This window comes from Flavobacterium sp. WG21 (assembly GCF_000335775.1).
Taxonomy (GTDB): Bacteria; Bacteroidota; Bacteroidia; order Flavobacteriales; family Flavobacteriaceae; genus Flavobacterium; species Flavobacterium tructae.
This window is the reverse complement of the sequence record NZ_AMYW01000019.1, coordinates 66909-89224: the sequence shown is the minus strand read 5'-3', so window position 1 is coordinate 89224 and position 22316 is coordinate 66909. Positions and strand designations below refer to the sequence as shown.

19 protein-coding genes and 1 riboswitch are annotated in these 22316 nt (G+C 36.5%); of the genes, 18 read left to right on the top strand and 1 reads right to left on the bottom strand.

Annotated features, from left to right (window positions below; all coding sequences use genetic code 11):
• Nucleotides 1–53 precede the first annotated feature (53 nt).
• From C245_RS0114325 to C245_RS0114300, 6 genes are all read left to right on the top strand, one after another.
• Complete coding sequence (locus C245_RS0114325; RefSeq protein WP_017497292.1) at nucleotides 54–1037, top strand: alpha/beta fold hydrolase; 984 nt, start codon at nucleotides 54–56, stop codon at nucleotides 1035–1037.
• Between the two features lies 1 nt (nucleotide 1038).
• A complete protein-coding gene (thrA, locus tag C245_RS0114320; RefSeq protein WP_017497291.1) occupies nucleotides 1039–3453 on the top strand; it encodes a bifunctional aspartate kinase/homoserine dehydrogenase I in 2415 nt (804 codons plus the stop codon).
• 224 nt (nucleotides 3454–3677) lie between these two features.
• Nucleotides 3678–4106, top strand: a complete 429-nt coding sequence (locus C245_RS0114315) for an OsmC family protein (RefSeq protein WP_017497290.1) — start codon at nucleotides 3678–3680, stop codon at nucleotides 4104–4106.
• Nucleotides 4107–4274: 168 nt separating this feature from the next.
• Entirely contained in the window at nucleotides 4275–5447 is a 1173-nt protein-coding gene (locus C245_RS0114310; RefSeq protein WP_026110067.1) for a PLP-dependent aspartate aminotransferase family protein, read from the top strand.
• 68 nt (nucleotides 5448–5515) lie between these two features.
• The gene (locus C245_RS0114305) at nucleotides 5516–6049 is read left to right on the top strand and encodes a hypothetical protein (RefSeq protein ID WP_017497288.1); all 534 of its coding nucleotides are present in this window, start codon (nucleotides 5516–5518) and stop codon (nucleotides 6047–6049) included.
• 200 nt (nucleotides 6050–6249) lie between these two features.
• Nucleotides 6250–6660, top strand: coding sequence for an Rrf2 family transcriptional regulator (locus C245_RS0114300; protein WP_008466594.1), 411 nt, complete (start codon nucleotides 6250–6252; stop codon nucleotides 6658–6660).
• Nucleotides 6661–6767: 107 nt separating this feature from the next.
• Here the strand turns inward: C245_RS0114300 and C245_RS0114295 are convergent, their stop codons facing one another.
• On the bottom strand, nucleotides 6768–7550 hold the full coding sequence (locus C245_RS0114295) for a sulfite exporter TauE/SafE family protein (RefSeq protein ID WP_017497287.1): 783 nt from the start codon (nucleotides 7548–7550) through the stop codon (nucleotides 6768–6770).
• A 310-nt stretch (nucleotides 7551–7860) separates the two neighbouring features.
• Here C245_RS0114295 and C245_RS24745 point away from each other — a divergent pair, with 310 nt between their 5' ends.
• The 12 genes from C245_RS24745 to metH all read left to right on the top strand — a co-directional run bounded on the left by C245_RS24745 (nucleotide 7861) and on the right by metH (nucleotide 22290).
• Complete coding sequence (locus C245_RS24745) at nucleotides 7861–8421, top strand: sulfite exporter TauE/SafE family protein (RefSeq protein WP_255348303.1); 561 nt, start codon at nucleotides 7861–7863, stop codon at nucleotides 8419–8421.
• Between the two features lie 26 nt (nucleotides 8422–8447).
• Nucleotides 8448–8762 carry a TSUP family transporter gene (locus C245_RS24740; RefSeq protein WP_255348302.1) on the top strand — a complete coding sequence of 105 codons (315 nt, stop codon included), beginning with the start codon at nucleotides 8448–8450 and terminating at the stop codon, nucleotides 8760–8762.
• A 27-nt stretch (nucleotides 8763–8789) separates the two neighbouring features.
• A complete protein-coding gene (locus C245_RS0114285; protein WP_017497286.1) occupies nucleotides 8790–9500 on the top strand; it encodes a phosphoadenylyl-sulfate reductase in 711 nt (236 codons plus the stop codon).
• 280 nt (nucleotides 9501–9780) lie between these two features.
• The gene (cysD, locus tag C245_RS0114280) at nucleotides 9781–10698 is read left to right on the top strand and encodes a sulfate adenylyltransferase subunit CysD (RefSeq protein WP_202700681.1); all 918 of its coding nucleotides are present in this window, start codon (nucleotides 9781–9783) and stop codon (nucleotides 10696–10698) included.
• A 121-nt stretch (nucleotides 10699–10819) separates the two neighbouring features.
• Nucleotides 10820–12064 carry a sulfate adenylyltransferase subunit 1 gene (locus tag C245_RS0114275; RefSeq protein WP_017497284.1) on the top strand — a complete coding sequence of 415 codons (1245 nt, stop codon included), beginning with the start codon at nucleotides 10820–10822 and terminating at the stop codon, nucleotides 12062–12064.
• Between the two features lie 149 nt (nucleotides 12065–12213).
• Nucleotides 12214–14304 (top strand): HEPN domain-containing protein, encoded by a 2091-nt coding sequence (locus tag C245_RS0114270; protein WP_017497283.1) that lies wholly within the window; start codon nucleotides 12214–12216, stop codon nucleotides 14302–14304.
• The gene (cobA, locus tag C245_RS0114265; protein ID WP_017497282.1) at nucleotides 14297–15070 is read left to right on the top strand and encodes a uroporphyrinogen-III C-methyltransferase; all 774 of its coding nucleotides are present in this window, start codon (nucleotides 14297–14299) and stop codon (nucleotides 15068–15070) included. Before C245_RS0114270 ends, cobA begins: the two co-directional genes overlap by 8 nt.
• A gap of 129 nt (nucleotides 15071–15199) precedes the next feature.
• Nucleotides 15200–15781, top strand: coding sequence for a bifunctional precorrin-2 dehydrogenase/sirohydrochlorin ferrochelatase (locus tag C245_RS0114260; protein ID WP_017497281.1), 582 nt, complete (start codon nucleotides 15200–15202; stop codon nucleotides 15779–15781).
• Between the two features lie 188 nt (nucleotides 15782–15969).
• A complete protein-coding gene (locus tag C245_RS0114255) occupies nucleotides 15970–17022 on the top strand; it encodes an NAD(P)/FAD-dependent oxidoreductase (RefSeq protein WP_017497280.1) in 1053 nt (350 codons plus the stop codon).
• 665 nt (nucleotides 17023–17687) lie between these two features.
• Nucleotides 17688–17802, top strand: a riboswitch (SAM riboswitch).
• A gap of 297 nt (nucleotides 17803–18099) precedes the next feature.
• The gene (locus tag C245_RS0114250; RefSeq protein ID WP_017497279.1) at nucleotides 18100–19047 is read left to right on the top strand and encodes a homocysteine S-methyltransferase family protein; all 948 of its coding nucleotides are present in this window, start codon (nucleotides 18100–18102) and stop codon (nucleotides 19045–19047) included.
• Between the two features lie 5 nt (nucleotides 19048–19052).
• Nucleotides 19053–19484, top strand: a complete 432-nt coding sequence (locus C245_RS0114245; protein ID WP_017497278.1) for a hypothetical protein — start codon at nucleotides 19053–19055, stop codon at nucleotides 19482–19484.
• Between the two features lie 130 nt (nucleotides 19485–19614).
• On the top strand, nucleotides 19615–22290 hold the full coding sequence (metH, locus tag C245_RS0114240) for a methionine synthase (RefSeq protein ID WP_017497277.1): 2676 nt from the start codon (nucleotides 19615–19617) through the stop codon (nucleotides 22288–22290).
• Nucleotides 22291–22316: the final 26 nt, after the last annotated feature.

Sequence of the window (22316 nt, the reverse complement as noted above, 5' to 3'; positions counted from 1 at the left end):
AGACTTTCTTTCTAATATTTCCACATACAAATCAAAATTAAAAAGATTTGAAATTGGAAAATATACCAAGTCCCATTATAATTCAGGAATTCATCACCGAAAGTGGTGTGTCCTACTCATCATTGCCCTTAAGTTTTACACTTTCCGGTTTACCATTGTATAGTGCGCCTATTGTTCTCGTTAATCATGCTTTGACAGGGAATGCAGAGGTCACCGGAATAAACGGCTGGTGGAATGACCTTATTGGGGAAGAAAAAACAATCGATACCCATAAATTTACCGTACTGGCTTTTAATGTGCCCGGAAACGGAAATGATTCCTTTATCATCGAAAACTATCAGGATTTCACTACCAGAGATATTGCCCGCATTTTTATTAAAGGCCTGGAGCTTTTAAATATTCACCAACTACATACCATTATCGGAGGTTCTGTTGGTGGTGGCATCGCCTGGGAAATTCTTGCATTAGAACCTCATATTACTCAAAACCTGATTCCCATTGCAACAGATTGGAAGTCGACCGACTGGATGATCGCCAATTGCTATTTACAAGAGCAAATTTTGAATAATTCTTCAAAACCTATAGAAGATGCCAGAATTCATGCTATGTTGTGTTACAGGTCTCCGGAATCATTCAAAGAGAAATTTCAACGTACCATCAATACCAACCGTCCTGTTTTTAATATCGAAAGCTGGCTGGCACATCATGGTGAAAAACTGCAAAAAAGATATCAATTGGCTTCATATAAATTGATGAACCAATTGCTTAAAACCATAGACATCACCAGAAACAGAGAAGATTTCGAGACTTTGTTATCTAAAACAGACGCTGCGATTCATATTATCGGAATCAATTCAGATTTGTTTTTTATACCCAAAGAAAATCGGGAGACTTTTCAGGAATTAAAAAAGTTCAAAGACAATGTTTCTTACAGTGAAATAGATTCGGTTCACGGACATGACGCTTTTTTAATCGAGTACAAACAATTAGATCATTTACTTGCCGATATTTTTAAGGCAGAAACAATAGAAAAATAAAATGAAAATATTAAAATTTGGCGGTAAATCGTTATCAAACGGAGAAGGACTTAATAAAGTAGTTTCAATTATTACGGATAAAGTACAGCAGAATGAAAAAATAGCTGTTGTGGTTTCGGCCCGCGGAAATGCAACAGACGAGTTAGAATACATTTTAAAAATTGCTGCTAAAAACGGTAATTATAAACCGTTATTTGAGAATTTTAAAGCGTATCAGATTTCAGATTATCCTCAGGTCGATTTATCTGAAGAATTTAATGTGCTCGAGAAACTTTTTGAAGGAGTAAGTCTGATTGGTGATTACAGCAATAAAATTAAAGATCAGATTTTATCAAAAGGAGAATTACTTTCGGCTAAATTGCTGACAGCTATTCTAATCGGAAAAGGAGTTCCGGCAAATTTTGTCGATTCAAGAGAATTGTTGAAAACCGATTCTAAATTTGGTGATGCACAGCCTTTGGAACAGCTTTCTAAGAAAAATGTGATCAATTATTTTAAAGAACACAACGGTTCAACGGTTAACATCGTGACCGGTTTTATTGGGTCTAACAATAATAACGATACCACTACTTTAGGCAGAAATGGCAGTAACTATACAGCATCGCTAATTGCGAATTACTTAAATGCTGAAGAATTGCAAAACTTTACGCATGTTGACGGAATTTATACAGCAAATCCTGATTTGGTTGCCGATGCGAAAAAAATCGAATTCCTGTCGTTCAATGAAGCCAATGAATTAGCCAATTTTGGCGCTACAATTTTACATGCCAAAACAATCATTCCGTTACTGGAAAAAAATATCCCGCTTCGTATTTTAAATACCTTCAATCATGAAAATCGCGGGACTTTAATTACCTCTGATTCAGCTAAAGAAGGAATTAAAACGCTTTCTGTTTTAGAGAATGTGTCTCTGGTGAATCTGGAAGGCCGCGGATTACTTGGGAAAGCAGGTGTAGATGCCCGAATTTTTAAAGTAATGGGCGATCACAATATCAGTGTGAGTATTATTTCGCAAGGTTCTTCAGAGCGTGGGATTGGTCTTGTGGTGGCGACCGACAAAGCTACATTGGCAATGGTTGAATTAGAAAAAGAATTCGAAAACGACTTCTATTCTAAAGATGTAAATCAAATTACGGTAACCGATAATGTTTCGGTAATTTCGATTATCGGTCAGGATTTGAGTACTTTTCATAAACCCTACACGGCATTAATTAAAAATAAAATTGTTCCGATTTTGTTCAATAACACCGTTACGGGTAAAAACGTGAGTTTGGTTGTTAAAAAATCAGAACTACATAAAGCCTTAAACGTAATTCACGGAGAGATTTTTGGAGTTTCCAAAAAAATTAATATTGCTATTATTGGTCATGGATTAGTGGGAGGAACTTTAATCAATCAGATTTTAGAATCGACAGACGCTATTGAGAAAAGAAAAGATGTGAGACTGAATGTTTTTGCAATTGCCAATTCCAAAAAAGTACTTTTAGATAAAAACGGAGTAAGTTCGAACTGGAAAACAGATATTGAAAAGGAAGGACTTGCCTATACGATTCAGGATATTATTGCTTATGCGAATCAACATCATTTAGAAAACCTGATTGCGATTGATAATACAGCCAGTGCAAAATTTGTGGAGAATTATATTCCGCTGGTGGAGAGCAGTTTTGATTTGATCTCTTCTAACAAAGTAGCCAATACACTGAGTTATGGTTTTTACAAAGAATTGAGAAAATCTTTAGCCGAAAACCAGAAGAATTATTTGTACGAAACCAATGTTGGTGCCGGATTGCCATTAATTGATACAATTAAATTATTGCACCTTTCGGGAGAAAACATTACAAAAATAAAAGGAGTATTCTCCGGAACACTAAGTTATTTATTCAATAATTTTTCGGCAAAAGACGTTCCGTTTAGTGAGATTTTGCAGGAAGCGATTGATAACGGATACACAGAACCGGATCCTCGTGAGGATTTATGCGGAAATGATGTGGGAAGAAAATTATTGATTCTGGCAAGAGAATTAGACTTGCAGAATGAATTTGAAGAAATCTCGATTCAGAATTTAATTCCGGAACATTTGCGTGAAGGAAACGTTGGAGATTTCCTAACGAAATTGAAAGAGTTCGATCCGATTTATGAAAAAATAAAAGCCGATCAAAAGCCAAATCATGTATTGAGATACATTGGTGAATTGTCGGGAGATTTGCAAAACGACAAAGGAATTTTGGAAGTAAAATTAGTTTCAGTGCCTTCTGATACTGCCTTAGGCGGATTAAAAGGATCTGATTCTTTCTTTGAGATTTATACAGAGTCTTACGGAGACCGTCCAATCGTAATCCAGGGAGCAGGTGCAGGCTCTGCTGTAACAGCGAGAGGAGTATTTGGTGATATTTTGAGATTGTCAGATAAAGGGTAAGGAATTTGAGATTTGAGATTGCAGATTTGAGATTGCAGATTTATAGGTCCAGTTTGTCATTTCGACCGAAGGGAGAAATCACACCAGGAACTCCGCAACGAAAAATTCTAATCTTTGTCAACAATCTAATGTGATTTACTTCGTCTGTTCGCTATCGCTCGAGTCTCCTTAAGTCGAAATAACAAGATTACAAAGAATAAAAAGTAAAAAAAAATAACAACACAATGAAAGTAACTTTGAACAGAGTAAATGACGCGTTTCATTTTAAACTTAAAAACGAACGTGGTCATGTAGTGGATGTTGACAGCAGAGCCGAATTTGGCGGAAGTGATTTAGGTCCAAGTCCAATGGAATTAGTATTGATGGGGGTTGCGGGATGCAGTGCCATTGATATGATTTCGATCTTAAAAAAACAACGTCAGGAAATCACTTCCTTTAACGCTGAGGTAGAAGGAGAGCGTGTGCAGGTAGGTGAAGCAAAACCTTTTAAGGAAATCAATGTGGTTTTTTATTTAGAAGGAGACATTAACCCTGAAAAAGCACAACGCGCGGCCCAGCTTTCTTTTGAGAAATATTGCTCGGTTTCTAAAACAATTGAGCCTACAGCTACCATAAAATATAAAGTGGTTCTAAACAACGAAGAATTAAAGTAATTGGATAATTAGTCAGTTTGATAATTCTTTGATTTTTAATCACACAATGAAAATTCACATTAAACTCTGGGTGATGCACTGCGTTTTGCTTTGTGAATCTTTGTGAAATTTTATAAAAAAACGAATTTGTGCTAATTAGTGCAATTCGTGTTAAACAAAAACAAAAAAATGAACACAGAAGAATTTGGTTTTGAAACACAAGCTATTAGAACACAATTAGAAAGAAGTCAGTATCTAGAGCATTCGGTGCCATTATACTTATCATCAAGTTTTGTATTTGAAGATGCCGAAGACATGAGAGCTTCTTTTACAGAAGAAAAAGAAAGAAACATTTACAGCCGTTTCAGCAATCCGAATACCACAGAGTTTGTGGACAAAATTTGTAAAATGGAAGGCGCAGAGGCGGGTTATGCTTTTGCAACCGGAATGGCAGCGGTATATTCTACTTTTGCAGCATTATTAAATTCAGGAGACCATATAGTGTCTGCGAGCAGCGTTTTTGGCTCGACGCATGCTTTATTTATGACGTATTTTCCGAAATGGAATATCGAAACTTCTTATTTTGATATTAGCAAGCCGGAAACCATTGAAGGATTCATTAAACCGAATACAAAAATTTTATACGCAGAGTCGCCTACAAATCCGGGTGTTGATGTGATCGATTTACAATTGTTAGGGGATCTTGCTAAAAAACACAACCTGATTTTAATTATCGATAACTGTTTTGCCACGCCTTACCTTCAACAACCTATAAAGTTTGGAGCGCATCTGGTGGTACATTCAGCAACTAAATTGATTGACGGTCAGGGAAGAGTTTTAGGCGGAGTTACGGTTGGAAGCGAAGATTTAATCAGACAGATTTATTTGTTCTCCAGAAATACAGGACCGGCTTTGTCTCCGTTTAATGCATGGGTTTTGTCAAAAAGTTTAGAGACATTGGCCGTTCGTGTTGAAAAACACTGCGAAAATGCTTTAAAAGTAGCAGAGTTTTTAGAGGCACATCCAAATGTGAATAGCATAAAATATCCGTTTTTGAAATCACATCCACAATATGAAATTGCCAAAAAGCAAATGAAATTGGGTGGAAATATTATCGCTTTTGAAATTAAAGGCGGAATTGAAGCAGGAAGAAAATTTTTAGATAAAATAAAACTTTGCTCGCTATCTGCAAATATTGGCGATACGAGATCGATTGTGACGCATCCTGCTTCAACAACACACAGTAAGCTGTCTGAAGAAGATCAATTGGCAGTCGGAATTACACAAGGTCTTGTACGTGTTTCTGTAGGTTTAGAAACTGTAGAAGATGTAATTGCTGATTTGAAACAAGCGCTTTCTTAAGATAATTTTAGATTTCTGATTTTAGATATTAGATTTTATGCTGATATCTAAAATCTTATCTTTACACTATGATAAAGCCAAGATTACTTATTTTATCAGATTTATTTGGAGGTAAAGATCCGGAGTGGATAAAAATTTATTCAGAATTATTAAGGTCTGAATTCGAAATTCAGTATTATGATGTTCTGGAATTGGCTGATATTAATTCTGATGACCTTATTGAAAGCGATATTCATAATCAATTTTTAAACGGCGGTATTGATTGTGCAGTCCAAAAATTACTTCAATTAGAAACGGAAAAAATAGTTGTTTTAGGATTTAGCATTGGAGGAACAATCGCTTGGAAGGCTTCTTTGCGAGGATTAAATACTGCTCACCTGTTTGCTGTTTCGTCAACAAGATTAAGATACGAAGCTGAAGTTCCAAATTGTGGTATAAAATTATACTTTGGAGAAGAAGATCCAAACAAACCGGACTCACAATGGTTTTTTGAATTGAATGTGGTCCATAAAATGATTCAAAAAGAGAATCATCAGCTATACAGAACGGAAAATAATGCGTCTTTGGTTTGCAATGATATTTTGAAAATTTTATTAAGATGACGGCTTTTAACTGGAAAAAAACAGTTAAAGGCCGTTTTTTATTAGGTTTTATTTAAACTATATCAATTTGGTAGAATTTAAAATTTTGTTCTATTACTATTCTCGTTTAAAAAGTTTATTTTTGTGGCAGAAAAACAAGGCGATTGTTGTTTTGGGTTAAAAGTCTAAAATGAGCAATCAGCAATTAAAATATATACAACGTGCTTTCAAAGAAAACTAAATACGGAATCAAAGCTTTAACTTATCTGGCCAGACGTGAAAACAATGAGCCGGTACAAATTGCTGAAATTGCGAAAAGTGAACATATTTCGATTAAATTTTTAGAAAGTATTTTGCTGCTGCTTAGGAACTCAGGATTTCTGGGAGCTAAAAAAGGAAAGGGCGGAGGTTATTATCTGATAAAAGATCCTAAAGATATCAGTATGGCTAAAGTCTATCGAATTTTGGAAGGGCCAATCGCACTACTTCCTTGTGCCAGTCATAATTTTTACGAAAGATGTGATGATTGTGATGATGAATCTACCTGTGCTGCACGCCGATTAATGACCGAAGTGAGAGATAATACGCTTAAAATACTGGAGAGTAACTCATTAGCAGATATTGCATTTTAATCAGATCTCCATTCCAGGATTTCCTATAAAAAAGACCATTTCAATATTTTAATGAAATGGTCTTTTCTTTTTAGATTCAGATTATATTTTAAAGAATAGGAATGCGTTTAGAAAATCAATTTATATCCTGCCATAAAAAGCATTACAGCAATCGCATTTCTAAGGAATTGATCCGGAACTTTTCCACTCAGCATACTTCCCATATAAATTCCTGGAAGTGAGCCCATCAATAATTGTCCTAATAAGACAAGATCTAAATTTCCCATTGAAGCGTGTCCGATTCCGGCAACTAATGTCAAGGGAACGGCATGTGCAATTTCAGTCCCGACTAAACGAGGGGTTGGCAATAACGGATAAAGAAAAAATAAAGTGACAGTTCCTAAAGCACCTGCACCAATTGAAGTTAGAGTTACAGTAGCGCCTAATAGAACACCTATAGCAATAGTTAGTGTGTTTTGAGTGGTACTTTCGCTGTGAAATTTATCTCCGGCATGTTTTTGAGAGAATTCTAAAAGTTTCTTTTTAAAGATAATAGCAACCGAAGTAAATAACAATGCCCAGCCTAAACTGTATTTGATAACATGATTTATAGTTTCAATGTCGGTTTTGATACTGCTCAGAATCCATAAAGTAATCAAAGCGGCAGGAACACTTCCGAGAGTCAGCCAGCCCGTGATTTTCCAATTGATATTGCCTTTTTTGTTGTGAACGAACACCCCTCCGGCTTTAGTAAAAGCAGCATAAAGTAAATCTGTTCCTACCGCTGTTGTTGGTGGTATACCAAACCACAACAAAATTGGAGTCATCAAAGAACCGCCTCCAACACCTGTTAACCCCACTATAAAACCTACTGCTAAACCTGCAATTATAAGACCTATTTGGAAATCCATGGATAAATATTTGCCGTAAAAATAACAACATTTTTATAATTATCCTATAGATGTGGTAGACTTTAAAAGCGCTATTTAAAAAAGGATGAAATTTTTACTGTTATAGTTCTGTAGCACAGTTTGATATGTTTTTTTGCGCCGTTTAACGACTGATGGAAATTGTTATGGATTCCTTTTCGTTACTATTAAAATAAAGAGGATGTAAAAAAATCAAATATTGTTTTGATATTTAGAAATAAGTAGTAATTTTGCCATTCAATCTACTAACCCGATAGGGTAATGGATTTTAAGGCTAAAACAAATCACAGGAATGGAAAAGGAACTTAAAATAAATACCGCAGCAATTAAGGCTGACGTCACAATTAAAGAAAGATTGTGGGTTTTGGTACCGGCAGTTTTACTGATAGGTTTGTTGACGACTTTGATCTACAATCATCATGCGGAATTTTCATGGAATGCATTTGTTGACGGTTTTAATCAGGAATTTTTAGTATTTTTTGCAATTGGTGTTTTTGCACAATTGGTAGACGGAACTTTAGGAATGGGATATGGAGCAACTTCTACATCATTTTTATTAGCATACGGAGTTCCGCCGGTTATTAGCAGTACAGCGGTTCACGTTTCTGAAATGTTTACCACGGGAGCATCGGCGCTTTCTCACCACCGATTTGGAAATATCAATAAAAAATTGGTCAAACATTTATTAATTCCAGGGGTTTTAGGTTCAATAATGGGAGCTTATTTACTATCGGACGTGATTAATGGAGATATTATAAAGCCTTTTATTGCAGTTTATATGATTGTTCTGGCTATTATAATTATTAGAAAAGCTTTAGTTAAAAAGATCATCAAAAAGAAACTAAAAAATTAGGATTTCTGGCCATCTTTGGAGGTTTTATGGACTCAGTTGGAGGTGGAGGCTGGGGGCCGATTGTGACTTCAACCTTATTAGGAAGAGGAAGAAACCCGAGATACACTATAGGTTCTGTAAATGCAGCTGAGTTTGCAATTTCATTTGCAAGCGGTTTAACCTTCATGCTTTTTGGTGGAATCCACGGCTGGCAGGTTATCATCGGTTTGATTTTAGGAGGTGTAATTGCAGCACCATTGGGAGCTTATCTTTTAAATAAAATCAAAAGAAAACCAATGATGATTGCGGTTGGTATTTTAATTATATTATTAAGTTTAAAAACATTATCTAAATTATTGTAATATTTTTTAGAAGGAAAGAGAGAGAATATGAGTGCGACTATTATACAATCATTATTAGATAAAACGAAAGATTTTTCACTTGACGAAACATTGGCTTTCTTAGCAAATGAATATCCGGGGAAAGTAATTTTTTCGACATCTTTCGGACAGGAAGATCAGGTTATCACTGATTTCATAGCAAAAAGCAATCAGGATATAGCCATTTTTACACTAGATACCGGAAGGTTATTTCAGGAAACGTACGATGTTTTTCATAAAACATTAAAAAAATACAAAAAGCCAATTGAGGTTTATTTCCCGGAAGCAGCAGCCGTAGAGAGTTTACTTCAGTCAAAAGGCCCGAATAGTTTTTATGATTCGGTTGAGAACAGAAAAGAATGCTGTTTTATTCGAAAAGTAGTTCCGTTACGAAAAGCATTGGCAGGAAATTCGGTCTGGATTACAGGTTTAAGAGCAGAACAATCCGAGAATAGAAACGACTTACAATTGTTTGAATATGACGGAGGTTTTGAAATTATAAAGTTCAATCCCTTGTTGAAATGGACATTAGAAGAGGTTGAAACTTATTTGTCTGAAAACAATGTTCCTCAAAATGCTTTGCACAAACAAGGTTTTGTAAGCATCGGATGCGCACCCTGCACGAGAGCAATTTTTCCGGGCGAAGACATCAGAGCCGGAAGATGGTGGTGGGAATCCAGTCATAAAGAATGCGGATTGCATAGCGCTAAGAAAGAGTAGGTAGAAGAAAGAAGCTAGAGGCAAGAGAATAGATTAAAGAATAAAGAATATAGATTTTTGAGTTCCGAAGGAACGCCCCATATTGTAGCGTCGGGTTTCAACCCGATGAAGACGAAGGAACGATCCATATTGTAGCGTCGGGTTTTAATCCGATGGGAATGGAAGAAGAAGATTTAGAATATATCGTCGGAGTTTAACCCGATGGAGAGTAAAGAAAGTAAAGAATAATAGTAGAAAGTTTTAGGAAACTCACAATAAACAACAACCTGAAACTTTAAACTTGAAACAAAAAAACAAAATGAGTTCAGTATTAAAAACAAACGCTTTAGAGAGCGAAGCAATATATATTTTCAGAGAAGTAATTTCACAGTTTGATAAACCGGTTTTACTTTTTTCTGGAGGAAAAGATTCGATAACATTAGTGCGTTTGGCACAAAAAGCATTCTTCCCTGCCAAAATCCCGTTTCCTCTTTTGCATGTTGATACCGGACATAATTTTCCGGAAACTATTGCTTTCAGAGACAAATTGGTAGAAGAGTTAGGGTTAGAATTAATTGTACGTAATGTTCAGGATGCTATCGACGAAGGAAAAGTGGTAGAAGAAACCGGTAAATATTCCAGTAGAAACAGTTTACAAACGACCACACTTTTAGATGCAATTGAAGAATTTAAGTTTGATGCCTGTATCGGAGGAGCACGTCGTGATGAAGAGAAGGCAAGAGCGAAAGAGCGTATTTTTTCAGTTCGTGACGATTTTGGTCAATGGGATGAAAAAAACCAACGTCCGGAATTATTTGACATTTTGAACGGAAAAATAGAGAATGGTCAAAACGTTCGTGTTTTCCCAATTTCAAACTGGACAGAATTAGATGTATGGAGTTATATCGAGAAAGAACATATCGAAATTCCATCTATTTACTTCTCACATAAAAGAAAAGTTTTTTTGAGAGACGGTTTGATCTGGTCACATTCTCCTTTTGTGTACCAGGAAGAAGACGAACAAATCGAAGAAAGAATTGTTCGTTTTAGAACCGTTGGAGATATGAGCTGTACAGCAGCTGTTGAATCTTATGCCGCAACCATCGAAGAAGTAGTGGGAGAAATCAGAAGCTCTACGATTTCTGAAAGAGGAGCCAGAATTGACGATAAACGTTCTGAAGCCGCAATGGAAAAGAGAAAACAACAAGGGTATTTTTAATTGATAATTAAAAAGTAGAATCAAGAAAACAAAAAAAACATACAGCTTGAAATTTTAGTTCAAAGGAAATCAACTTGAAACCTGAAACTAAATTTTTAAACCTGAAACAAAATAACATAGAATGGACGTTTTAAAAATAGCAACAGCAGGAAGTGTAGATGACGGAAAAAGTACTTTGATCGGAAGATTACTGTACGATACAAAATCATTGACGACAGATAAAATTGAAGCAATCGAGAAAAGCAGCAAGCAAAAAGGATACGATTATCTTGATTTTTCACTGGCAACTGACGGATTAGTAGCGGAGAGAGAACAAGGAATCACAATTGATGTGGCTCATATTTATTTCTCGACTGCAAAGAAAAGTTACATTATCGCCGATACTCCGGGTCACGTAGAATATACCAGAAACATGGTAACGGGAGCTTCGACTTCTCAGGTATCGATCATCTTAATTGATGCGAGAAAAGGCGTAATCGAACAAACGTACCGTCACTTTTTTATCAATAATTTATTGAGAGTAAAAGAGGTGATTGTGGCGATCAATAAAATGGATTTAGTTGATTATTCAGAAGAAGTTTTCAATAAAATCAAAGCCGATTTCCAAGCTTTAAATGCCAAAAGTACTTTCAAAGAACAAAACGTAAGTTACATTCCGTTAAGTGCCATCAACGGAGGAAATGTTGTGGATAAATCAGAGAACATGAAGTGGTACGATGGACAAACGGTGTTGGAGCACTTAGAAGGATTGCATTCTTCAGATGTTTTTGAAGCAGGAAAAGCACGTTTTCCGGTTCAAACGGTTATTCGTCCAAAAACAGAAGAGTACCATGACTTTAGAGGTTATGCCGGAAAATTATACGGAAACTCAATAAAAGTAGGAGATGCTGTAACAGTACTTCCTTCATTGACAGAATCAAAAGTTTCAAAAATTCACTTTTTCGACAAACAATTTGATGAAGCCGTTGCAGGTTCTTCGATCACCATCGAATTAGAAAATGATATCAATGTGACAAGAGGTGATATGATTGTAAAATCGTCAGAACTTCCAAAAATTGAAAAAGAAATACACACAACAGTATGCTGGATGGACAGTAAAAAACTGGTTCCGGGTACAAAATATATCGTTCAGCACAACACCAATTCGGTTTTGGCAAAAGTAGAAAGTATTAAAAACACAATTGCAACAGATTACTCAGGAACAACACCGGCATCACAGTTAGCAATTAACGAGATAGGAGAAGTAAGCATTAAATTAAGTAAGCCGTTATATTTTGACGCTTATAATGACAATAAATCAAACGGTGCATTCATCTTAATTGATACTGCAACGAATACAACAGCAGGAGTAGGATTCATCAGGTAAACCTGCTATAAGCTTTAAGCTATAGGCTTTAGGCTAAAAAAAAACATATATCAGGTATTTAGGGAAGCTTAAAGCTTATTGCCTAAAGCCTAAAGCAAGAAAGTCAAAAAGCTTATAGCCTAAAGCTTAAAGCCTAAAGCGAAATAAAAATGGAAAGTTTTAGAACAGAAATAGAAAATCCGGTAGTTCAGAAAGAGATTATCGAGTTAGAAAAAAAGATTCATTTGTTCCGTGGAGGAAAAATTGATGATGAGCGTTTTCGTAGTCTTCGTTTAGCACGTGGAATCTATGGACAACGCCAGGAAGGTGTTCAGATGATTCGTATTAAACTGCCTTATGGTAAAGTGACCAGCGAACAATTGATCCGTATTACAAAAGTTTCTGATGAATATTCTACAGGGCGTTTGCACATTACAACACGTCAGGACATTCAGATTCACTATGTAAGTCTGGACAGAACTCCGGAGCTTTGGGCAAATCTGGCTAAAGACGATGTTACCTTGCGTGAAGCTTGTGGTAACACTGTTCGAAACATTACAGGAAGCGAATTGGCAGGTGTGGATGTAAACGAACCGTTTGACGTTTCGCCTTATGCACATGCCCTATTTCAATATCTTTTAAGAAATCCTATCTGTCAGGAAATGGGACGTAAATTCAAAATTTCGTTCTCGTCCTCTGATGAAGATACCGCTTTGAGTTATTTACATGACTTAGGATTTATTCCTAAAATTGTAAATGGTGAGCGTGGTTTCAAAATTATGTTTGGTGGAGGCTTAGGTTCTCAGCCTGCTCATGCCGAATTACTTTCAGAATTCGTTCCGGCAAATCAGATTATTCCAACAGCAGAAGGAATCGTTCGTATTTTTGATCGATACGGTGAACGTGCTAAGAGAATGAAAGCTCGTATGAAATTCCTGATCAAAGAAATGGGAAGAGATGTTTTCCTTGATTTGGTTGAAAAAGAGAAAAAAGCAATCGCTTTTGAAACCTACGAAATTGACACCACAGCTTTTGACGGACCAATTCCGGAACCGTTATTAGAAGTGCCACAAGTTACCATTGAAGATCAGGCAGCATACGAAGCCTGGAAAAAATCAAATGTAATTGCTCAAAAGCAGGAAGGTTATTACGCTATTGGAATCAAAGTTTTATTGGGAGATTTTTACACTGATAAAGCCCGATTATTAGCCGATTTAATTAAAAATTACGCCGCAAATGAACTTCGTTTTTCATTGCGTCAGAATATTGTAATACGTCATGTGAAAGAAGCGAATTTACCTTTCTTCTATCAGGAATTGGCTAAACTGAACTTTGTTCATTTAGGATATAATTCAACGGCAGATATTACAGCTTGTCCGGGTACAGATACTTGCAATTTGGGGATTGCAAGTAGTACCGGAATTGCAGAAGAATTAGAAAAAGTATTAAATGCTGAATATCCTCAATATTTGAACAATCGTGAAATTGAAATCAAAATTAGTGGTTGTATGAATGCTTGTGGACAACATAATATGTCGGCAATTGGATTTCAGGGAATGTCAATCAATTCCGGAAAATTGGTAGCTCCGGCTTTACAGGTTTTGTTAGGCGGAGGAAGATTAGGAAACGGAGCAGGTCGTTTTGCCGATAAAGTAATTAAAGTACCTAGTCGTAGAGGTCCGGATGCGTTGCGTACGATCTTAAATGATTTTGATGCCAATGGAAGCGGACAAAAGTTTTTGGATTATTATGATTCAAAAGGAGAGAAGTATTTCTATGAAATCTTAAAACCTTACGCTGATGTAACCAATTTAACAGAAGCTGATTTCGTAGATTGGGGTAATGCAGATAATTATGTAAAAGCAGTTGGAGTAGGAGAATGTGCCGGAGTGGTAATTGATTTGGTGGCGACGTTATTGTTAGAAGCCAAAGACAAATTAACATACGCACAGGAATCTTTCGACGAAAATAAATGGTCGGATGCTATTTACCATGCTTACGCCGGATTTGTAAATGGTGCAAAAGCTTTATTGCTTTCTGAGAACGAAAAAACAAACAATCATGCAGGAATCGTTGATTTGTTTGACACTGTTTTTATTGCAACCGGTAAAATTGAACTGGCAACATCATTTAGAGAATTAGTGTATCAAATCAATGCAATACAACCTTCAGAAGCATTTGCGAAACAATACATTCAGGAAGGAATTGCATTTTTTGATACGATAGAAAAATATAGAGCTCAACAATTAGAAAATGCTTAATATCAAACCAAAAGTAACTTTAGTTGGTGCGGGTCCCGGCGATCCGGATTTGCTTACGCTGAAAGCTGTAAAAGCACTTGCTGGAGCGAATGTGGTTTTGTACGATGCATTGGCCAATGAAGAGATATTAGCACACGCTCCTAAAAATGCGATTCGGATTTTTGTTGGAAAAAAAATAGGCAATCATGCTTACACGCAGGATCAGATCAATCAATTGATTGTGGATAATGCTTTGACCTACGGAAATGTAGTCCGCTTAAAAGGTGGTGATCCGTTTATTTTTGGACGTGGAAGTGAAGAAATTGAATTCATCGAAAGTTTTGGAATCGAGACGTTCGTGGTTCCCGGAATATCTTCGGTAGTGGCAGTTCCGGCAAGCCAAGGCATATCAATCACCAAAAGAGGTGTCTCCGAAAGTTTTTGGGCCATTACAGGTACAACTTCTGATAGGAAATTATCTTCAGACGTTGCTTTGGCTGCACAGTCATCCGCAACAGTTGTAATTTTGATGGGGATGCACAAATTGCCTCAGATTATTGATTTGTTTCAAAAAGAAAACAAAGGAAATTTGCCCGTTGCGATCATTCAAAATGGAACAATGCCCGATGAAAAAGTAGGTGTAGGAACCGTAAATTCAATTCTGGAAATTGTAAAAGAAAAGAAACTGAGTTCGCCGGCAATTATTGTTCTTGGAGAAGTTGTTCGCGAAAGCAATAAACTAAAAGGATTTTACGAAGAATTTCTTTCCAAAGAAATGGTGAGATAAAGTGCAGTAAAAATGATTCTTTACATAATCTTGATTTTCAGTCCGTAAAATGCCTTGGTATAAAATTGGGTTTTTAACCTGATGAAAGCAAAAAATCATCTAATTTTGATTGGATGAAATTGAATTAAAATGGAACAAAACGAATTATATCCAGTATTCCTGAAGCTTCACAATCTAAATGTTCTTATTGTTGGCGGAGGAAATGTAGGATTAGAAAAGCTCTCTTTTTTATTAAAGTCGAGCCCTAATGCAAATGTTGAGGTGGTAGCGCCAAATTTTCATTTAGAAATAAAGGTTTTGGCCGAGAAACATCCTTCGATTAAATTGACAAAATCGAAGTTCAAAAAGAAAATGCTCAAAAAACGCCACATGGTAATTGCCTGTACCGATGATTTAAAAGTCAATAAAAAGGTATACGAATTATCCCGAAAGCGTTACTTGATTTGCAATATTGCAGACACACCGGATTTATGTGATTATTATTTAGGTGGAATTGTAACCAAAGGCAATGTGAAAATTGCCATTTCGACCAACGGAAAATCGCCAACAACAGCCAAAAGACTTCGCGAGTTTTTTGAAGAGGTAATTCCGGAGGATATAAATAAAATGGTCGAAAACCTCAATGAATATCGAAAGACATTAAAAGGTAATTTTGAAGAGAAAGTGAAAAGAATGAACGAGATCACAGCTTCATTGAAAAATAAGGAATAGTAATAGTTCCTAAAGAACGGTTCATATTGTAGCGTCGGGTTTTAACCCGATGGACGAACGAAATAACCGCTTCAATAAAAAATAAAGAGTAAAAAATTCCGCAAGGAAATCAATGACAAAAATCATTGAAATTAGAATAAATTATTCGTTCCTTTGCATTATTAAGAATGATTATAAACAACAACATAATGATTAAAACAGATATACTTATAATTGGAGCAGGCCCAACAGGATTATTTGCCGTTTTCGAGGCAGGATTATTAAAATTAAAATGTCATATTTTAGATGCTTTACCACAAGCGGGAGGGCAACTTTCGGAATTGTATCCCAAAAAACCTATTTATGATATTCCTGGATTCCCTGAAGTATTGGCAGGAGATTTAATCGACGGACTGATGGAGCAAATCAAACAATTTGAGCCTGGTTTTACGTTAGGAGAGCGTGCAGAAACGATTGAGAAACAAGAAGACGGAAGTTTTATTGTAACTTCAAATAAGGGAACTAAATTTCACGCACCGGTTATCGCTATTGCAGGAGGTTTGGGAAGTTTTGAGCCACGTAAACCACTTATTGAAGATATCGAGTTTTATGAGGATAAAGGAGTTAAATACTTCATTAAAAATCCGGAGAAATTCAGAAACAAAAAAGTTGTAATCGCCGGAGGAGGAGATTCAGCCCTAGACTGGAGTATCTTTTTAGCGAATGTAGCTTCAGAAGTTACTTTAATTCACCGTAGAAATGAATTTAGAGGAGCTTTAGATTCTGTAGAAAAAGTACAGGAATTGAAGACAGCCGGAAAAATTAAATTAATCACACCGGCAGAAGTGATCGGAATCAATGGTGCTGAGCACGTTGAATCATTAGATATCGAAGAAAACGGAGCACACCGTAAAATCGAAACAGACTATTTTATTCCGCTTTTCGGATTAACACCTAAATTAGGACCAATCGGAGACTGGGGATTAGAAATCGAGAAAAATGCCATTAAAGTAAATAATGCATTAGATTACCAAACTAATATTCCGGGAATCTTCGCTATTGGAGACGTAAACACGTATCCTGGAAAATTAAAACTGATTCTTTGTGGATTCCACGAAGCTACTTTAATGTGTCAGGCAGCTTATCAAATCATCAATCCGGGTAAAAAATACGTTTTGAAATATACTACTGTTTCAGGTGTAGATGGTTTCGACGGAACTCGTAAAGAAGCTCCAAAAGCAGTTGTTAAGGCGATAGTTTAATTCTAAGGGGCTGAGGTACTGAGGTACTACGGTTCTAAGATTTTTATATAGAGAAAGCTCAAACTTTTAGTTTGGGCTTTTTTTGTTAAATCCCGTAGAGATGCCATATATTTTGAGGTGCTGAGGTTCTAAGGTACTAAGCCGCTAAGATTTTTATATAGAAAGTCCAAACTTTTAGCTTGAGTTTTTTTTAATCCCAGCGGGATTCCATATTTATAGAATTAACGGTGTTTGAATAAAAAGCCCCAGCGGGGCGGTATATAATGTCGGCAAGGGAAATACAATGCCGCTCCGCTGGAGCTTTCATGTGTATGGAGATAGTTTTGTTATAAATATTATGCTCCTCTGGAGCTAAACTATTTTAAACTTTTTGTTAAATCCCGTAGGGATGACATATTTATTGAATTGATGGTGTTTGTAAAAAAGCCCCAACGGGGCGGCATATAATTAAAAACCAGAATGGCAATGTTGCTCCGTTGGAGCTTAAAGACATTTGGTAAAATAGTAGAAAAGCACAAAGTAATTTCAAACTTAGCATCTCAGCTTCTTAGCCTCTTAAAAAAAGAAACTTAGAACCTCAGAACCTTAGCATCTCAGAAACTTTAAAAAACACTTGCAATTGTTGAGACTATGTCTTTACTTTGCACTGTTCTTAAAATTATTGAAAGTTATCACGAAAGGCGGAGGGAAAGACCCAATGAAACCTTAGCAACCCTTTATCATAAAGAAGGTGCTACATTCTACTTAATACAACATCTTTGTATTCAAGATAGATAACACAAATACATTACACGTATTTCTCAAACTTTTCCTGACAACCTTACAATATTATTTTACTGAATTCAGTATCATGAGCGAATCATTAACGCATTTTTTTGTGCTTAATCTTTCCCGCTTTTTGTTACAAACTTTTTAGATCTGACAGCTTTTTTTAAACTGTTGGATTTAAAGTGAAAATAGAATTAATAAAAAACTTAGCAGCTCAGAACCTCAGTGTCTTAGTGGCTAAAAGAATAAAGATATGTCAATAACAATTCAGGAAGCAATAAAAAAAATATCCTAATCCTTGACGGAGCAATGGGAACGATGTTGCAGCGCTATAATTTCTCGGAAGAAGACTTTAGAGGAGAGCGTTTCAAAGATTTTCCGCATCCGTTAAAAGGAAACAACGATTTACTATCCATAACACAACCACAAGCAATCCGCGATGTTCACGCTGCTTATTTTGAAGCTGGTGCAGACATCGTAGAAACCAATACTTTTTCAGGAACTACGATCGGTATGGCCGACTATTTCCTGGAAGATTTGGTTTATGAACTGAACTATGAATCGGCGAAAATTGCCCGTGAAGTAGCGGATGAATTCACCGCTAAAAATCCGGATAAACCACGTTTCGTAGCGGGTTCTATCGGACCTACAAACCGTACGGCAAGTATGTCACCGGACGTAAACGACCCGGGGTACAGAGCTGTAACGTTTGATGATTTGCGAATTGCCTACAAACAACAAGCTGAAGCCTTAATGGATGGTGGATGTGATTTATTATTAGTAGAAACGATTTTCGACACCTTAAATGCAAAAGCAGCACTTTTTGCTATCGAAGAGGTCAAAGAAGAACGCAATCTGGATATTCCAATCATGGTTTCAGGAACGATTACAGATGCTTCAGGAAGAACACTTTCAGGACAGACGGTTGAAGCATTCTTGATTTCAGTATCACATATTCCGTTATTAAGTGTAGGATTCAATTGTGCTTTAGGAGCTGATTTGCTAAAACCATACCTGAAAACATTATCGCAGCATACACAGTTTAATGTTTCGGCACATCCAAATGCAGGATTGCCAAATGCTTTCGGACAATACGATGAAACTCCGGAACAGACTCAAGCCTTAATTAAAGAATATTTAGACGATAACTTAATCAATATTATTGGAGGCTGTTGCGGAACAACTCCGGATCATATTCGATTAATCGCTGAGGTGGCGAAGGATTATAAGCCCAGAGTGGCGCCTGTCTTGACTTAATCATTATGGGTGAAAGAAATGATGCGAAAGTAAATTATTGGGCAGCAGCTGGTTTTATAATAGCAATAATGCTAATGATTCTTTTTAGTCGTAAAAATGCTGATGAATCTGAAAAGTATGGAAAGACTTTTAAAGGAGAAACTATTGGATTTACAACTAGAATTGAACATGAAGGGAAAAGAGATTATTTAAAGTATTATTTCTATTCAGATCGAAAAATTTTGTCCGCGGTTTTAAGTAGAGATTATGATCTTGTTAATAAGTTTTACAAGGTAAAATATGACTTAAATAATCCAGAAGAAAACTATATAGTCTTGGAAGAAGAATTAAAACCGGATTCACTTTCGCTTATTAAAGCTGGCTTTGTAAAAGCTAAATATTATATATATAATGCAGGTGTAACCTGCAAATACATAGAAAAATCAAAATGGAAGTAAATGTTCCGTTAGGAACAACATATCGGTAACAAACGAATATACCTACAAGTTTTTAAAAACCTTGCAGAAAAGAAAATAGAATAAAAAACTTAGACTCTAAGCATCTTAGACTCTCAGTAACTTAAAGAAAATGACAGAAAATAGAAGAGACCTTGTATTATCAGGATTAGAACCGTTAATTATTACACCTACCAGTGTTTTTGTTAACGTTGGAGAACGTACAAACGTTACCGGTTCAAGAAAATTCCTGCGTTTAATCAAGGAAGAGAAATATGACGAGGCACTTGATATTGCAAGGCAACAGGTAGAAGGAGGGGCGCAAATCATCGATATTAATATGGATGAGGGAATGCTTGATGGCGTTCAGGCAATGACTAAATTTTTGAATTTAATTGCATCAGAACCGGACATCTCGAGAGTGCCTATTATGATCGACAGCTCGAAATGGGAAATCATTGAAGCGGGTCTTAAAGTAGTACAGGGAAAAAGTGTTGTAAACTCGATTTCATTAAAAGAAGGAGAAGAAGCCTTTATCCATCACGCCAAATTAATTAAACGTTATGGAGCAGCAGCCATTATTATGGCTTTTGATGAAGTAGGTCAGGCTGATAACTACGACCGAAGAGTGGAAATTTGTCAGCGTTCCTATGATATATTAGTCAACAAAGTTGATTTTCCGCCTCAGGATATCATTTTTGATTTGAATATTTTCCCGGTTGCGACCGGAATGGAAGAACATCGTTTGAATGCTCTGGATTTCTTCAGAGGAACAAAATGGGTTCGTGATAATTTGCCACATGCACATATTAGTGGTGGGGTAAGTAACGTTTCGTTTTCTTTTAGAGGAAATGATACCGTTCGTGAAGCGATGCACTCGGTATTTTTGTACCATGCGATCAAGAATGGAATGACTATGGGAATCGTAAATCCGGAAATGCTTTCGATTTACGATGACATCCCAAAAGATTTACTGGAACATGTTGAAGATGTGATTCTGGACAGACGTGACGATGCAACGGAACGACTTTTAGATTTTGCCGAGAACGTAAAAGGAGAAGTAAAATCCGATGAAAAAGCGGTTCAGGAATGGCGTTTGGGAACCGTTCAGGAACGTATTACGCACTCACTGGTTAAAGGAGTGGATGCTTTTATTGAGGAAGATGTAGAAGAAGCACGTTTGGCTGCTACAAAACCCATTGAAGTTATCGAAATCAATTTGATGACCGGAATGAATGTCGTAGGAGATTTGTTCGGAAGCGGAAAAATGTTCCTTCCACAGGTAGTAAAATCGGCACGTGTAATGAAAAAAGCCGTAGCCTATTTATTGCCTTATATCGAAGCCAGTAAACAGGCCGGAGACAAGCAAGGAAACGGAAAAATCCTGATGGCTACTGTAAAAGGAGACGTTCACGATATTGGTAAAAACATTGTTTCGGTGGTTTTGGCCTGTAACAATTACGAGATTGTAGATCTTGGTGTTATGGTGCCTCCGGAGAAGATTATTGCTGCTGCGATAGAACACAATGTAGATATCATTGGCCTAAGCGGATTGATTACGCCTTCGCTTGACGAAATGGTGTATTTGGCTAAAGAATTAGACAAACAAGGAATTAAAATTCCGATTATGATTGGTGGAGCAACCACTTCAAGGGCGCATACAGCCGTGAAAATTGCACCGCAATACAGAGAAACGGTTATTCACGTAAACGATGCTTCGAGAGCTGTTACTGTTGCCGGAAATCTGTTAGATCATAACCGTAAAATATATGCAAGCGATATTCGTGCAGAGTACGATTCTTTTAGAGAAACATTTTTGAATCGTTCGAGAGATAAGAATTTCTTAAGTATTGAAGACGCGCGTAAAAACAAATTACAATTGGATTGGGAAAATTTCAATCCGGTGAAGCCAAATATCATTGGTGAACAAATTGTTGAAGTAGAATTAGACGTTTTGGTTCCGTATATTGACTGGACACCGTTTTTCAGAACCTGGGAATTGTTTGGTAAATATCCGGCAATTTTAACAGATGAGGTTGTAGGGAAAGAGGCGACTTCTGTTTTTGCAGATGCGCAGGCGATGCTGAAAGTAATTTTAGCAGAGAAAAAACTATCTGCAAAAGGGATTTACGGAATATTTCCGGCCAATCAGATCAACGATGATGATATCGAATTGACAGATGAAAACGGAAAACCGTTACAGACATTTTTGACTTTACGCCAGCAATCGCAAAAAACAAAAGGCGCACCCAATATTGCATTAGCCGATTTTATCGCTCCGAAAGAAAGCGGGAAAGTGGATTATATGGGAGCATTTTGTGTAACAACCGGCTTTGGTGTTGATGAATGGGCAGCTGAATTTGAAAAAGATCTGGACGATTACAATTCGATTATGGTGAAAGCATTAGCGGATCGTTTTGCCGAGGCTTTCGCTGAATACCTTCATGAAAAAATACGTAAAGAAATCTGGGGATATTCATCAGATGAGAGTTTGACTAACGAAGAAATGATTTCTGAAGAGTATAAAGGAATCCGTCCTGCTCCGGGTTACCCGGCATGTCCTGACCATTTGGAGAAACCAACAATCTGGAAACTTTTAAATGTAGAAAAAGAAATAGGCGTAACATTAACTGAAAGCATGGCGATGTGGCCGGCTTCATCCGTTTCAGGATATTATTTTGGAAATCCGGAAAGTAAATATTTCGGACTTGGGAAAATAAAAGAGGATCAGGTAGTCGACTATGCCAAACGACGCAATGTTTCAACCGACTATGCCATGAAATGGTTGAACCCTAATATAGCAGATTAACTAAAAGTTTCAGGTTTCAAGTTTCA